At 54.0% G+C, this 14,985-nt stretch carries 9 protein-coding genes; 6 read left to right on the top strand and 3 right to left on the bottom strand.

Annotated elements, in window-relative coordinates; translation table 11 throughout:
• Window positions 1-3: 3 nt before the first annotated feature.
• Both AACY98_RS08960 and ampD read left to right on the top strand, forming a co-directional pair.
• Window positions 4-1,530: a sigma-54-dependent transcriptional regulator gene (locus tag AACY98_RS08960; protein WP_339804222.1), complete on the top strand. Its 1,527-nt coding sequence runs from the start codon at window positions 4-6 to the stop codon at window positions 1,528-1,530.
• Window positions 1,520-2,098, top strand: a complete 579-nt coding sequence (ampD, locus tag AACY98_RS08955; protein ID WP_339804219.1) for a 1,6-anhydro-N-acetylmuramyl-L-alanine amidase AmpD — start codon at window positions 1,520-1,522, stop codon at window positions 2,096-2,098. The genes AACY98_RS08960 and ampD overlap by 11 nt, the downstream gene beginning before the upstream one ends.
• A 60-nt stretch (window positions 2,099-2,158) precedes the next feature.
• On the opposite strand, the gene AACY98_RS08950 is transcribed toward ampD, so the two are convergent.
• Complete coding sequence (locus tag AACY98_RS08950; RefSeq protein WP_339804217.1) at window positions 2,159-3,703, bottom strand: YifB family Mg chelatase-like AAA ATPase; 1,545 nt, start codon at window positions 3,701-3,703, stop codon at window positions 2,159-2,161.
• 311 nt (window positions 3,704-4,014) lie between these two features.
• Between AACY98_RS08950 and glnK the strand changes: the two genes are divergently transcribed.
• Together glnK and AACY98_RS08940 are read left to right on the top strand one after the other, a co-directional pair.
• Window positions 4,015-4,353: a P-II family nitrogen regulator gene (gene glnK, locus AACY98_RS08945; RefSeq protein WP_339804464.1), complete on the top strand. Its 339-nt coding sequence runs from the start codon at window positions 4,015-4,017 to the stop codon at window positions 4,351-4,353.
• Between the two features lie 20 nt (window positions 4,354-4,373).
• Window positions 4,374-5,678 carry an ammonium transporter gene (locus AACY98_RS08940; RefSeq protein WP_339804462.1) on the top strand — a complete coding sequence of 435 codons (1,305 nt, stop codon included), beginning with the start codon at window positions 4,374-4,376 and terminating at the stop codon, window positions 5,676-5,678.
• A 113-nt stretch (window positions 5,679-5,791) separates the two neighbouring features.
• Here AACY98_RS08940 and AACY98_RS08935 read toward each other — a convergent pair whose 3' ends face one another.
• Together AACY98_RS08935 and AACY98_RS08930 are read right to left on the bottom strand one after the other, a co-directional pair.
• Window positions 5,792-6,634, bottom strand: a complete 843-nt coding sequence (locus tag AACY98_RS08935; RefSeq protein ID WP_339804214.1) for a carbon-nitrogen hydrolase family protein — start codon at window positions 6,632-6,634, stop codon at window positions 5,792-5,794.
• A 121-nt stretch (window positions 6,635-6,755) separates the two neighbouring features.
• A complete protein-coding gene (locus AACY98_RS08930) occupies window positions 6,756-10,916 on the bottom strand; it encodes a YhdP family protein (protein WP_339804212.1) in 4,161 nt (1,386 codons plus the stop codon).
• A gap of 175 nt (window positions 10,917-11,091) precedes the next feature.
• On the opposite strand from AACY98_RS08930, the gene AACY98_RS08925 reads away from it, so the two are divergent.
• On the top strand, window positions 11,092-11,850 hold the full coding sequence (locus AACY98_RS08925; protein ID WP_339804209.1) for a replication initiation protein: 759 nt from the start codon (window positions 11,092-11,094) through the stop codon (window positions 11,848-11,850).
• A 247-nt stretch (window positions 11,851-12,097) separates the two neighbouring features.
• Window positions 12,098-14,938, top strand: coding sequence for a bifunctional [glutamate--ammonia ligase]-adenylyl-L-tyrosine phosphorylase/[glutamate--ammonia-ligase] adenylyltransferase (gene glnE / locus AACY98_RS08920; RefSeq protein WP_339804206.1), 2,841 nt, complete (start codon window positions 12,098-12,100; stop codon window positions 14,936-14,938).
• Window positions 14,939-14,985 lie beyond the last annotated feature (47 nt).

Here is a 14,985-nt window from a genome sequence, read left to right as displayed (position 1 = left end):
CATATGACAATGGGGTCGATTTTGGTGGTGGATGATGAGCCCGATCTACGGGCTGTTTATGAACTGGCATTGGTTCGGGAAGGGTATGATGTGGATACGGCCGGGACCGTGTCTGACGCGCGTGAATTGTTGTTGAAGAACCAGTATCAGGTGATGATTACCGATATGCGCCTGCCAGATGGCCTGGGGATTGAGCTGGTCAGAATGGTGGGAGAAAACAACCGGCCGGAAAAATGCTTGGTGGTTACTGCTTATGGCTCGGCTGAAAATGCAGTGGAAGCGCTGAAGGCCGGTGCGTTTGATTACCTGACCAAGCCTGTGAATCTGAAACAGTTGCGGCAAATTGTTGCCACAGCCATCCATATCGAAGGCGGCGGGCATGCGGTTGCCCCCAATTCAGCGGCGGGTGCCAAATCGCCGCAACCTGATGCGGTGGTTGCGACCAGGCAATTGCTGGGGCATTCGGCGGTTATGCAGCAGGTGCGCAATGTCATTGCGAAGGTTGCGCCCACCATGGCGCCTGTGCTGGTGCTGGGGGAGTCGGGAACGGGTAAGGAACTGGTCGCACATGCCATTCACCAGAGTTCACACCGTGCGGATGGTCCGTTCATAGCGGTCAACTGCGGTGCCATTCCTGAAAACCTGATGGAAGCTGAATTTTTTGGTTACCGTAAGGGGGCGTTTACAGGAGCGAACGAGGACCGAGCGGGGTTGTTTGCATCGGCGGCAAACGGTACGCTGTTCCTGGATGAAATCGGAGAGTTGCCATTGGCCATGCAGGCCAAGCTCCTGCGTGTGATTCAGGAACGTGCCGTGCGGCCTGTGGGAGCCAATATCGAAGAGGCGGTGGATGTCCGCATTATCAGCGCAACACACCGCAAGCTGGCTGAAGAGGTCAAAAAAGGGCGCTTCCGGCAGGATTTGTTTTACCGTCTGAATGTCATTGAAGTGCTGGTGCCTCCTTTGAGAGACCGGCAGGGGGATATTGAGGAAATTGCCCAATACATATTGCAAAGAATATGCCGTGAATCAGGCTTGTCAGCGCCACCCAAATTAACGCCCGAAGCATTGCAGGCATTGATGAGTTATGGTTTTCCGGGGAATGTGCGTGAACTGGAAAATATTTTGCACCGTGCAGTGGCTTTGAGCAACGGGGTTGTGATTACAAGAGAAGACTTGTCTTTGGTACACGCCCCAGGTTCAGCATCTGCGGCGGAACCTGTCGCACAGGCTGAACAGATGACCGAACATGTTTTAGCCGAAGCGAAAAATATGCCGTCTCTGCCGGTTGCGTCGGCCGTGGTTGCTGGCGCGACTATCCGTTCCTCTGATGAGCCATTGCCAACCAATTTGAGCGATCATCTCGATCAGATTGAGCGTGGTATGCTGGTACGTGCATTGGAGATGCATAATTTTAACCGTACAGCCGCTGCTGCTCAGTTGGGTTTAACGCTCAGGCAGATCCGCTATCGCATGGAGCGTTTGGGGATTGATGTGCCGGAGTCCAGGGATAACGATAATGCCTGCTGACACGATACTTTGGCAGGACGGCTGGTATCGTTATGCCAAACATACCCGTTCACCCAATTTCGGGCAGCGGCCTGATGGTGTGCTGCCGGAACTGGTGGTGATCCATTCCATCAGCCTGCCGCCGGGGGTTTTTGGTAACGGTGCAATTGATGCCCTGTTTTTGAACCAACTGGACTGGTCGGCACATCCTTATTATGAAAAAATCCGTGGAACAACGGTTTCTTCTCATTTTGTCATAGACCGTCATGGCGTATTGACACAATACGTTTCGTGCAACCAGCGGGCGTGGCATGCCGGGCGCTCCTGCTGGCAGGGGCGGCCAGAGTGCAATGACTGGTCTATCGGAATCGAACTGGAAGGACTGGAAGGGTTGCAGTTTGAGGATTTTCAATACGAAACACTCTCTGCCTTGATTGGGGCGCTGTGTGAGTGCTATCCGATTACCTGGGTGGCAGGGCACGAACATATTGCGCCGGAAAGAAAACAAGACCCTGGCCCTGGTTTTGACTGGACACGATTAAAAGCCATGACTGGCCTGTCATCACAGGCGTTTCCTCCCGAGGTGTAAAACTCTGGTGCTGTGACCGGATGATTCTGCAAAGGATGGGTTTTATCCGCCAGCAGCATTTCAATTTCGGATGTGCAGTGCACGCCGGTACTGAATGGCTTCGGACAAATGTTCTGTTGCAACCTGTTGGCTTTGTGCAAGATCTGCAATGGTGCGTGCAACACGCAAAACCCGGTGAAAGCTGCGCGCACTCCAGCCCAGTTGCGTGGCTGCGCGTTGCAAAAATTGAGCAGACGCTGAATTGAGCTTACAGGCATGGTCAAGCTGCTTGCCGGATAACTTGTGGTTGGTGTGGCCCTGCCGTTGTATTTGAATGTCTAATGCCTGTGTGACACGTGCAGCAATATGGGCGCTGGATTCTGCTGCTGAAGGGCGCATCAGTTCTGAAGGAGGCAAAGCGCTGACTTCTACCTGCATGTCAATGCGGTCCAGAAACGGACCGGAAAGCTTATTCTGGTAACGGGCAATCTGGTCTGGTGTACAGCGGCAATGGTGTGTGGTATCGCCAAGGTAGCCACAGGGGCAGGGATTCATGGCAGCAATCAGTTGAAACTGGGCGGGGTACCGTGCCCGCTGAGCCGCCCTGACGATGGTGATCTCACCGGTTTCAAGCGGCTCACGCAGTGCTTCCAGCGCATTGCGCGGAAATTCGGGCAATTCATCCAGAAAAAGCACGCCATGGTGTGCCAAAGAAATTTCACCTGGTCTGGGGGGAATGCTGCCACCAACCAGTGCGACGGCAGAGCATGAGTGATGCGGCGATCTGAAAGGCCGCTGGCGCCAGTGTTTTAAGTCCAGATGGCCATCCACACTGGCAATGGCTGCGGTTTCCAGCGCCTCTTCAATGCTCAGTGTTGGCAAAATGGTGCACAAACGCTGCGCCAGCATCGATTTGCCGGTGCCTGGCGGCCCTACCAGCAGTAAAGAGTGCCGCCCCGCAGCGGCGATTTCCAGTGCCCGTTTGGCGGTCGTTTGTCCGCGCACTTCGCTCAGGTCAATGCCATAGTCTGGTGTTATCGGCGCATGCTCTGGTTGTATGCGGGTGCATCCGACCGAGGCCGAAGCGTCTGAAGCCATATCTTGACGGCATCCAGAAATAAGAAACTGCACCACATCTGTCAGATGTTGGGCCGCATAAACCTCAATATGGGTGACCAGCGCGGCTTCATGTGCACTGTGGGCAGGCAGTATCAGGGCGCGCTGCTGCTGTTTGTGTTGCTGCAGTGCCATGCTCAAGGCACCTCGGATCGGGCGCAATTCGCCCCCCAGCGAGAGTTCGCCAGCAAATTCATAACCGTCGAAAACAGCGGAGTCTAGTTGCCTTGATGCTGCCAGAATGCCGAGCGCGATCGGCAGGTCAAACCGCCCGGAATCTTTGGGAAGGTCTGCCGGAGCCAGATTCACGGTTATTCGTTTATTGCTGGGGAATTCAAAACCACTATTGATCAGTGCCGAGCGCACACGCTCCCGGGCTTCTTTGACTTCTGTATCTGCCAGGCCCACCAATGTGAAGCTGGGCAAGCCGTTGGCCAAATGAACTTCAACGGTGACTTCAGGTGCCTGAATGTCAATAACTGCACGACTGTGGAGGATTGCAAGACTCATGTTTGCACCAATTCTGGGAGGTTTGTGTGAGTGGCATGCACATGATTTGTGCATTGCAACATATTGGAGATATCTGATTTTAACGTCTGCAACACAGATAAAACTGTTGGATTCATTTTCACGCACATTCTGATAAAGAAAGAACACGGGCGTTTGGGCAAGGTGAAATTTCAGGCTGGCATGATTTCTGCAAAACGATACTCAGAATATCTTTTTGAAGGTTAACGCCTCTTATGCTTTCAGCGGCGGAATGCCCTTCAGAAAGAAGCAGATGAAGTATGTGTGCATTTCAACAAACGAGGATCACTATGATGAAAATGATCACCGCCATCATTAAACCATTCAAGCTCGACGAGGTTCGGGAAGCGCTGTCAGACCTGGGTGTGCAGGGAATTACGGTTTCCGAAGTCAAAGGGTTTGGCCGCCAGAAGGGACATACCGAACTGTATCGGGGTGCCGAGTATGTGGTTGATTTTCTCCCGAAAGTAAAGATTGAAGCGGCTGTCAGCTCTGACATGCTGGAGCAGGTCATTGAAGTGATCGAGGGGGCTGCCCGAACCGGCAAGATTGGTGATGGCAAAATTTTTGTGTACGACCTGGAGCAGGTCGTGCGCATTCGAACGGGTGAAACGGGTAAAGACGCTTTGTGATGGAAGTGGGGATTGACATGATGAATAAACGATGTGCTTTAGTGGGATTGGGTGCTTTGCTGAGCGTGTTTGCAACCGGTGCAAGTGCGCAGGAGGCGGCTCCTGTATTAAACAGTGGTGATACAGCATGGATGCTGACTTCCACCATGCTGGTGATTTTGATGATCATTCCCGGTCTGGCTTTGTTTTATGGCGGTATTGGGCGTGCAAAAAACATGTTGTCGGTATTGATTCAGGTGTTTGCCACGTTCTCGCTGATTTCCGTGTTGTGGGCGATTTATGGCTATACGCTGGCATTTGGTGCAGAAGGTGCGGTCTTTGGAGACTTCAGTAAAGCATTTTTACTTGGAATTACACCGGATTCTCTGGCTGGCAGGGCTTTTCCTGAACTGGTGTTTGTATCATTCCAGTTGACATTTGCCGCCATCACCTGCTCGCTGATTGTGGGCGCGTTTGCAGAACGCATGAAATTTTCTGCGGTGCTGATTTTCATGGTGATCTGGTTCACGTTCTGTTATGTGCCGATTGCCCATATTGTGTGGGGTCCCGGCGGCTTTCTGGCAAAGGACGGCGCGATGGATTACGCAGGCGGTACCGTGGTGCATATCAATGCGGGCGTTGCGGGCCTGGTGGGCGCCTATCTGGTGGGAAAACGCATTGGTTTTGGGAAAGAAGTGCTGGCACCCCATTCGGTTACGCTGACGATGGTGGGCGCAGCACTGCTGTGGGTGGGCTGGTTTGGTTTTAATGCCGGCTCGGCCACTGCGGCCAATGGTGGCGCTGGACTGGCGTTTCTGAATACCATCTTAGCCACCAGTGCGGCAACACTTTCCTGGCTGGCTGTGGAAGGGCTGCTGCGGGGCAAGGCTTCCATGCTGGGTGCTGCCTCCGGCTGTGTAGCGGGTCTGGTTGCGGTCACGCCTGCCGCCGGGTTTGTCGGCCCGATGGGTTCTATTGTCCTGGGCCTGATTGCAGGTGCTGCCGGATTCTGGGGGGTAAATGGCTTGAAACACATGTTGCGTGTTGACGATGCGTTTGATGTGTTTGGCGTGCACGGTGTGTGCGGAATCATTGGCGCCATTCTGACCGGTGTTCTGGCTGCACCTGCTTTAGGGGGATATCCGCTGGATGCCGAAACGTATTCAATGGGCGGACAGGTTTGGATTCAGGTGAAAAGCGTGCTGGTAACGATTGCCTGGTCCGCAGTGGTGGCTTTCATTGCCTATAAAATCGCGGACATGATCGTTGGTTTGCGCGTTGGCGAAGAGGCCGAGCGCAGTGGGCTGGACCTGGCGCTGCATGGCGAAGTGGCCTACCGCGATTAGTATCAGTTGTCTACGCTATCTCTTCTGAGATGGATATTGGCCCGGCACATGCCGGGCTTTTTTTATGAATTTGTGATGCGGCTGAAACTCACGGGTAGGCCATTGCGGGCAGCTTAGTCCACCAGCATGCGGTGTTTCAGTGCCGGTAACTGGGTGCGGATGGTATGAATATACTGGCGATCCATGTCTGCAAAAATAACGCCGGCACCCTCGGCCTGCATTGACAATATCTGCCCCCATGGGTCGACGATCATGCTGTGTCCCCAGGTCCGGCGCCCGGTCGGGTGTATTCCGCCCTGTGCGGCTGCCAGGATGTAACACTGGTTTTCAATCGCACGTGCGCGCAGCAGAATTTCCCAATGTGCCTGGCCGGTATGGTAAGTGAATGCCGAGGGTATCAGCATGAGGTCACAGGGCATGCTGCCGGGAGCCGATAACTGGCGGTACAACTCTGGAAAACGCAGGTCATAGCAAACGCTTAAGCCGATTTTCAGTGTGGCACCGTCCGCTGTTGGCATGGTGAATGTTTTGGTGGTGGTGCCTGCTTCATGAACAGTGGATTCATCATAATGTTCTGAACCGTTGTCGTAACGGAACAGATGAATTTTGTCATAGCGTATCACCAGCTCGCCTTTGGGGTCATAGACCAGGCTGCTGCTGCGCACCAACTCAGAGGAGTCTTCACTGCGCAGGGGGATGGTTCCCCCCACAATCCAAATGCCTAAATCTTTAGCGGCTTTGGACAATGCCGATTGTATCGGGCCATGCTGAAGGTCTGCTTCGTATTCTGCATACTGCAATTTGTCATGATCTTTGAATCCCATGGCGCAGAAATATTCGGGTAAAACGGCAAGCTGAGCGCCCCCTTGTGCGGCGGTTTGCAACAGCCTGAGTGCGGTTTCGATATTTTCGGCGACCCGTGGGGTGCTGACCATCTGGATTGCAGCAATTTTCATGTACGATACCTCCTATGAGTTTCAATCATCCCTGAAACGGGCATTTTTGGCTAGTATGACCACATGCTCTGGTGAAGTGTTATGGCTGAACCATGTGACCACTTCCTGCGAAAAGGGATGGTTATTTCCGGTTGTCTGGCGCCAGATCGGGCACTGCTGGCGCAGGGTTGGCTGGCTCGGGCGACTGGTCCGTTACATCCGGTTCTTCCCAACTGCCCGAAATGTAATAGACTTTTGTAGCCATGCGGCGCAAAGGCTCGCGCAATACCAGCTGTGCAGCCAGTGAGCCAATGCCTACGGCAGGGTTGACCGCAGTCAATGCCAGCGAGGCTGCGCCGGCATTGATTTCAGGTGCTACCGTAACTTGAAGCTGCTGGGTTTGGTTGCGCAGGTCAATTTTCCCTGTGGCGTGAACCAGCGCATTAACGCCATTGAGCTGCAGCGTATGGATTTGCATGAGACCGTTGTCTATCAGGAAATGCCCATCCAAAGCGTTGAATGCGAGCCCGTCTTTAAACACATCCCGAAAGTCCAGTGACAGGCGGTTGGGCAATGATTGCAGGCTTAAAACGCTGAGCAGGCGGCTGGCCCGCGGGTTGGCAACCAGCAGTTGCCCTTTGCCCAGTTGCAGCGTCAACTGGCCATGTAGGGTGTTCAAGTCAAAATGATACGGCGCGGCGTGCCAGCTCAGTTCTCCTTTCAGCGTACCAGGTGCATTGGCAATGGAGTGAGACAGGTCAAGCTGTGTCAGCAGTTGCCCTGCATCGGGCGTGTTCAATGCCAGTTCAAGTGAAGTGGTCGGTGCCGGGGTGTTGGCCCAGTAGCCTTTGGCCTGCAAGGTGGACGCGCCGGTTGTCAGGTTAAGCTGGTCGATTTGCCAGCGTGGCGGAACCACGGTACGGTCAGTATGGGCGGTGAATGCCAGTTTGCCTAAATCAAGAGCGCCGATGGAAAGGTGATCGATATCCATCTGAACATCGGGCAAAAGCGTGAAAATATGGTCTGGCGAAGCAGCAGTGGTTTCATCTGAACCGGCAGTGCTTTCCAGATCCAGTTCAGGCAGCTTCAGGCGCGAAAGCCGAACACGCAATAAGCCTAAAGCCGTATCGCTTGTGGCAGCCTGCCAGTCCAGTTGTCCGGCTGCTTCCCGGGTATTGATTTTGGCGCCCCAGTCCCGGTTCTGGCGCTGCATTTGAATCTCGGCCTGATGAAGTGTCAAATTCGGACTGATGATGATTTGATCGATCTGGGCTTTAACAGACTGGGGCCACCAGCTCGGCAACGTTAGCGTGGTTGAGCGTGATGTGCCTGTTGTCGCCGCCGGCTGTTTTGAAAGCTCGGCTAAAAATGCCTGCCATCCGGAAATATCCAACTGTTGAAGCTGAATCTGGGCAGTTGTGCCGGCAATCGGCATGACCGGTTCCTGATTGATGCCGATGCTCCCTTGCGTGACCGTGATACCGTTGGTGCCGGAGTCTAAAACATAGTTGGCGTGGATGGTAGGAAGCTGTTGGGTGGCAGGGCGTGTCAGCAGCTCTATGCTTAAGGGCCAGAAGGTGCCGTTCTGGGCCAGCGGCGTCAGTGTGATCAGCAGTGGATATGCATCCTGTTCAGCCTTGTCCAGGGGGGATGGCAGTTTCAGTTGCATGCCCACCAGATCGCTTTGAATCTGAAGGATCTGCTGCTGATTTTCGGTCCGTGCCTGAATGGTGAAACCGGTTGAGCCTGCCAGCCACTGCTGGACAAACGGCAACTGGTGACGCCAGTTCGGGTCATTCAGCAGGCCTTGTGCGGTCAGCCGGCCGCTGGCTTGAATGCTGAGGCCTTTGTCGATGGTCCATTGGGCTTTGCCATGTAAGGCACCCCCTAACGTTTGGGCCTGTATCTGGTCGATGAAAAAGCCTTTTCCCGTAAAGTTCAATTGCCCTTTGACCTGCTGGAGCTGCGGCATGAATGGCCACAATGACAGCGTGTTATCGGCAAAGGTGATTTGTCCTGATACGGTGGATTCATGTACTTTTTCAATACTGATGTCCAGTTTGAGTTGCGTATCTGTTTTTCCCGAGGCGGTGGCTGATGCCAGAACGCCATCCAGCAAATGACCAATGGCTGACTGGTTAATCGCGCGCAATTGCTCGCTCAGGGGGCCACTGACTGTACCGCTGACGCGAACATGCGTATCGTTGTGGTTCCAGTCTTCGATGGACGCCTCTTGTGCGGATAGCTGGATGTCCGGTGCATCCCGTACCTGGCCCGTCACATTTTGCAGCAGCATGCCCTGACTGGTGAAACGAAGCTGGCCATTGACGTGAGATAAAACCGGCCAGGGGCCTTGACCGGCGGAGCGGATCACCTCCGGGGCGTAATCAAAGGTGACATCATGGCCTTGCCCTTCAATCAGGAATGTGCCGGTTCCCGGCAGGTGGAAGGGGAAGTCTTTGAGCGGCCCTTCAATATGAAAATGCCCGTCAGAAGCGGTTCCTGCAATCAGTGCGGATTTCAGATAATCACGAATTTCCTGCGGAATGGACAGTGGCAGATAACGGTAAACGTGGGTGGCATTGCCCTGTTCCAGCGTGCCGGTCAGTTGCAGGTAACCGGCCTGATCGTCAGGGTGTTCTGCAGAAGGGCGTTTCCAGTCAATTTGGGCATGAACTTTTGCACTGTCATTGAGCAGGTCGAAGACGGGGGCGCTGACGTGCATTTCGCCATTGGCCTGTTGTTCCCAGTGAATTTCGGCGAAGGCCTGTTGCACCTGGATGTCGGGTTGTTCGAACAGTCCCGGGAGGGAAACGCTGCCGTCATTGATGCGAAGTTGTGCCTGCCCATCTTTTTCGTTGAATGCAAATTCTGCACTGAGCCGGCTGACGCCCGGGCGCGCAATATCCATCTGGTGTGTATCGGGTGGCTGCGGCCTGGCGGTTCCTGGAGCCAGGTCCAAACGGTTGATTTGCCCGGAAACGTTGTAAGTCATGGCATGCGCTGCATGCTGTTGCCATTGCGCATTGAGGTATTCAACCTCACCCTGGGGGTTGGCTGAACTGAGCAGTGTTTGCACTTTTTGTGGCAGTGGCAGCCGGCGTGCCAGTTGGGCCAGCAGCCCCAGGTTGACCTGGCCGGTTTTGATGATGCCGCCGTCCAGGTTGCCTTCTGTGTCGAATTGCCAACTGATGTCCAGATGACTGGGGTTCCATACCTGCGTATCGACAGCGCTGTGATCGGGCTGAGTCTGGCTGGCTGTGCGAAATGTGAGGTCATCCGTTTGCAGGCGGTACGTGCCTTGTTGCCACGATCCTGTCACTGTGCCTTTAAAGTCCTGCAGGTGCAAAACAGGTAGTTCCGGCGCTGTTTGCAGTTCTACTTCTGTCAGGTTCAGTTTGGCGCGGGTTTCGGCAAGCTGTCCTTCCTGGTTGTACTGGGCCCATATTTCAACAGCGCCGTGGCCTTGGGTCAGTTCGATTGGAAGTGCAATATAGTTTTGCAGTTGTTCAATGTTGGCTTCAGGAAAGCGGGCGTAGGCAGCACCCTCCCAATGTTGCAGTTGCTGGGCGGAAGATGCATGCGGCTGAATAAAATTGCCCTGCAACAAAAAGCGGGTGCCCCAACTGGTAGGGGGCGTCGCTTCAATTTGAATATGGTGGTTACGTCCCTGGCGGCGTATGGATATATCGGTTTCGGTCAGGTTGAAAACAGGCACATCCAGCAGATGGTCTGTCCATCGGACCTGCCCGTTTTGAATAACCAGTTCAGGTTGTTCCAGTAACCACAGAACACTTTCCGGCAACAGGGCAGTACCGGTTTCGCTCTGACCGGAAGGGGGTGTATCAAGCATAGCTGAAATATTGATGCCGGCAATTGAGATCTGCCCATTGCTTTGGCGTTCGATGTCCAGTACCGGATTTTTCAAAATAATTTTTGAAAACTGAAGATCGAACAAAAGAAATGCTTTAAAAGATGGCACAACAGCAATTTCATTCAATGATAAAGCTGCCTGCCCGGTTGGATTCAGTACGCGGACGCCGTGCAATGTCACCACTGGCCACAAACCCTGGCGCTGTGCGGAGATCTGCTCAATCAGAACGGGGGCGCCCAAGTGTGTGCTGGCAAGGCGCTCAATATCTTCGCGGTAGTGGTCAATCCGGGGCACAACCCAGAAGTTCAGTACAACCCAGGCCGTGATAAGCAGCACAGCAACCGCAATGAGGGCGCCCGTGATCATCCGTTTCAGCAGGCGCAGTCGTTTTGTTGTGTTGGAAGCGGGCGGAGCGGATGGCGGCGTCATGCAAAAAAGTTTTAAGTTATATGGCTATGATAGTGCACAATGATAAAGGTTCTCATTATTGGATGCCTGACGATACCATTTTATCTCCCAAAAGTTTGACAGGGATGGTGCGGTGAATGTCTGTTGAATCAGTGTTTGTGGAGAGCTGGGGTGAGAGATTGGGGGATGTTGAAAGATGCACATTGAAGGTGTTTTAGCGGTGAAGGGCGTGGGAATGCGCATACGGCATGCGTTCAAATGGCTTGGGATTACATTTTTGGCAGCAGTGCTTGCATTGGTTTTATTGCTGTGCATGCGCCCTTTATTTGCCGAGCAGATCAATCTGGCGGGCTACAACGCACAAACAGATGCTGAGCATTATCTTTCGTTGCCTTTTTCGGGAGCAAATTTTCGCGCCAATTCTGCAATTGGCTATGGGGCCGGACGCTACTACCTGAGAGGGAAGGCTGCGGCCACTGTGGTGGCTGCTTATGAAAAGCTGTTGCACCGTTTTCCGCATATGCGCTATGTGTATGGTGAGATGGGGTGGAATGGTGGTGGGCGTTTCTGGCCACACCGGACGCATCGCCAGGGCATGAGTGCAGATTTTATGACCCCTGTTTATACCCTGGATTATGCGGGAAACAGTGTGCCGGCCGTTTTGCCAACAAATGTCTTGAACCTGTGGGGCTACCATATCCGCCTGGATGAGCAGGGCCGTGTTACCTCTTATCAGCTGGATACGGCTGCCATGATCGCCCACCTTGTGGCGCTGAAAGAGGCCGGGGCCATTTATGGGGTACGCATTAAACAGGTGATTTTTGATCCGCCTCTTTTGAGGCTGTTGCGTGCAGATCCGGCATTTTCAGCATTAAAAGGCGTGTCTTTTATGGAGCGGCAGGCATGGTTTCCCCATGACGGACATTACCATGTGGATTTTGAAAGTGTGCGTTAGCCGGTTGTTTCGGTGTTGCTGTGACGCAGGGGTGTTTTTCAGCCTGACAGGGGCAGTATATTTATCTGCAAAAGGGGTATCCTAATCCCAGGAAAACAATGAACTACTAAGGGGCGATGACGGCAATAAACGGGTTTTTAAATTAGTGTTACATTATTTAAATAATTAGTTATAAAACGCTGGGTGGCCTTGACCTTGCGGCCAAGGATTTAAGGGCAAAAACACTCGCATCACTCTTGTTTAGACAATGCAACTTGAAACGGATTCGGCTTTTCCTTCGTCCCTGTCTGATACCGTACAGGATGCCCCTGATTCGCGTTTAATGATGATAGACGCTCAGGCGGATTATTCGCGTTTTGTGCAGCGGATAAGGCGGCGTTATGGCTATGAACTGGGGTTATTGAGTCCGGGCGTGCCAAATGCCCAAAGTATCCGGGAGGTTATTTCAAAGCTGCAGGATGCCGGCAATGCCTTGCCGGTTGCGTTGCGCATTGCCCGCCAGTTGGTGCTGGAGCGGCTGGTGGTGATGGATGTCGAACACCATGTGCCATTGACGGACGTCACGCATACCATGACCGATCTGGCTGAGGTGATGATGGATGTCGCGCTGGGGCAGGCGCATGAAGAGCTGGATGCACAATACGGCGCGCCGCTGTGTGCCGATGGCAGCCGCTGCGCTTTCTGGGTTATCGGCATGGGCAAGCTGGGCGGGCGGGAACTGAATGTTTCGTCTGATATTGATCTGGTGTATGTCTATGAAGAGGACGGGCATACTGCCGGTATCGAAAGCGACCCTAAATATACCCAGCGCAGCAACCATGAGTATTTTGCTTATCTGGCCAAGCGCCTGTACGCACTGATTGGAGAAACCACGGAGCACGGGTTTGTGTTCCGGATGGATCTGGCGCTTCGCCCGAATGGCGAATCCGGCCCCCCGGCAGTCAGCCTGCCCATGCTGAAAACCTATTTCCATATGCAGGGGCGCGAGTGGGAGCGTTTTGCCTGGATGAAGGGGCGTGTCATCGCTTCGCTGGGCGACCCGTTGCAGAGCAAGGAAAGCAAGCTGTGGGAGATTGTGCAGCCGTTTGTGTTCCGGCGCTATCTGGACTACAGTTTATTGGATGCGCTGCGCCAGACGCACCAGAAGATTCGCCAGCACGCGGTGCAAAGGGCTGCGGGGCGGCCTGAGAGAGCCAATGACGTTAAACTGTCGCGTGGCGGTATCCGGGAAATTGAATTCATTGTCCAGTTGTTTCAGGTGATCCGTGGCGGACAGTATCCGGAAATCCGGACTCGCTCAACGCTGCAGGCACTGGATCGGCTGCGAGATGCAGGCTTGTTGAGCGCCGAGCGTGCCAGCCAGTTGCAGCAGGCCTACATTTTCCTGCGCCGGCTGGAGCACCGTATTCAGTATCTGGATGACCAGCAGACGCATATTCTGCCGGAGCGCGATGATGATTTGTGCTGGATTGCTTCCAGCATGGACATGGTGGTCGGGCAGGAGCACGATATGGGCTGTTTTGCCGGACTGTTTTCCGTGCTGGGGCAAAGCAGGGAATGCATTGCGGCCGAATTTGACGACCTGTTGCAACTCAACGACCAAATGGTGGATGGCGTCTGTGCCAGCGGCAATTGTTCTGCGCCAGCGGCAATGCTGGGGGAGGAGGCCTTTGAGGCGATGCTGCCGCCAGCTTTGCAGGAACGGGTGCATAACTGGGCGAGCAGTTCGCGCATGCGGGACTTGAAGGACAGCACCAAAAACAATCTGACCTACCTGATATTGCGGACCGCGCAATGGCTGGTCGATGGCATGATCACCGAAACTGCCGCACTGCGCTTCATCGACTGGCTGGATACGATTCTGCGGCGTGAGAGCTATCAGGTTTTGCTGCTTGAGCGGCCCTTGATCCACCAGCGTGTATTGCGTTTGCAGGGCATGGCTCGTTGGGCAGCGCAGTATCTGGCGCGTTACCCGGGCGTGATTGATGAACTGGCCAGTGCCAAGGTTTATAAAGAGCGCTTTGATGGCGAGGCCTATGAGCTGGAGTTGCAGATACGCCGTCAGGCACTGCAGGAGTCGGGCGAGGAGGATGAAGAGGCCCTGCTCAATATGCTCAGGCGGGCTCACCATGCCGAGCTTTTCCGCACCTTGACGCGCGATGTGGAAGGGTACCTGACGGTTGAGCAGGTGGCGGACGATCTGTCATTGCTGGCGGACATCACGCTGAAAATCTCTCTGAACTGGTGCTGGGAGTTTTTGAGCAAGCGGCACCAGGCGCATCCGAACCTGGCTGTTATTGCCTACGGCAAGCTGGGCGGAAAAGAGCTGGGCTATGGCAGCGATCTGGATATTGTTTTTATCTATGACGATGAGCATGAGCGCGCCAATGAAATTTATGGTGCGTATGCGCGCAAGCTGATTCAATGGCTAACGATTAAAACCGCCGAAGGTGATTTGTTTGAGATTGATACCGCATTGCGTCCAAATGGCAATTCGGGTCTTTTGGTGACCTCTGTGGAATCTTTTGAGTCCTACCAACTGGGCCGCGGCAGCAATACAGCGTGGACATGGGAGCACCAGGCGTTGACTCGTGCGCGCTGTGTGGTCGGCTCTCCTGAACTGATCAGTCGCTTTGATGTGGTGCGGCATCAGGTATTGAGCGCCAGGCGGGATGCGGTGGCGTTGCGGGAAGAAATTTTGAAGATGCGGGAAAAAGTCCGGCAGGCGCATCCGGTACGCGGCGGGAAAATTGATGTGAAGCACAGTGCCGGCGGAATGCTGGACATCGAGTTTTGTGTTCAATACCTGATACTGGCTTATGCCTGTGATTATCCCCAGCTCGAAGACGATGTCGGCAACATTGCGCTGCTTTTGCGCGCCGAGCAGGCAGGCTTGTTATCGGTGCCATTTGGGCAACAGGCGTCTGACAGCTATCGTCTGTTGCGCCAGATCCAGCACCGTTCCCGCCTTGACGACGCTTCGGTGCTTTCAGATGAGCAGTTGCATGCCGCTTGCGAGGCCGGGGTGCGGCTATGGCATCAGGTTTTTGAAGGTGGCCATAACGCGAATTTATCACATGATATATAATTTGTGGTGAAGAACACGCTGAAAGCGGCTTTTTAACGTAGAAGTAT

This window comes from Saezia sanguinis (genome assembly GCF_963921665.1).
GTDB classification, from domain to species: domain Bacteria; phylum Pseudomonadota; class Gammaproteobacteria; order Burkholderiales; family Burkholderiaceae_C; genus Saezia; species Saezia sanguinis.
The sequence above is the reverse complement of the archived record's forward strand: the minus strand, read 5'-3'. Positions and strand labels throughout refer to the sequence as shown.

Bases quoted from the DNA above. Each gene is read 5' to 3' on its own strand.
- glnK (WP_339804464.1), top strand. From the start codon at position 4,015: ATGAAAATGATCACCGCCATCATTAAACCATTCAAGCTCGACGAGGTT.
- ampD (WP_339804219.1), top strand. From the start codon at position 1,520: ATGCCTGCTGACACGATACTTTGGCAGGACGGCTGGTATCGTTATGCC.
- AACY98_RS08925 (WP_339804209.1), top strand. From the start codon at position 11,092: ATGCACATTGAAGGTGTTTTAGCGGTGAAGGGCGTGGGAATGCGCATA.
- AACY98_RS08930 (WP_339804212.1), bottom strand. From the start codon at position 10,916: ATGACGCCGCCATCCGCTCCGCCCGCTTCCAACACAACAAAACGACTG.
- AACY98_RS08935 (WP_339804214.1), bottom strand. From the start codon at position 6,634: ATGAAAATTGCTGCAATCCAGATGGTCAGCACCCCACGGGTCGCCGAA.
- glnE (WP_339804206.1), top strand. From the start codon at position 12,098: ATGCAACTTGAAACGGATTCGGCTTTTCCTTCGTCCCTGTCTGATACC.
- AACY98_RS08940 (WP_339804462.1), top strand. From the start codon at position 4,374: ATGAATAAACGATGTGCTTTAGTGGGATTGGGTGCTTTGCTGAGCGTG.
- AACY98_RS08960 (WP_339804222.1), top strand. From the start codon at position 4: ATGACAATGGGGTCGATTTTGGTGGTGGATGATGAGCCCGATCTACGG.
- AACY98_RS08950 (WP_339804217.1), bottom strand. From the start codon at position 3,703: ATGAGTCTTGCAATCCTCCACAGTCGTGCAGTTATTGACATTCAGGCA.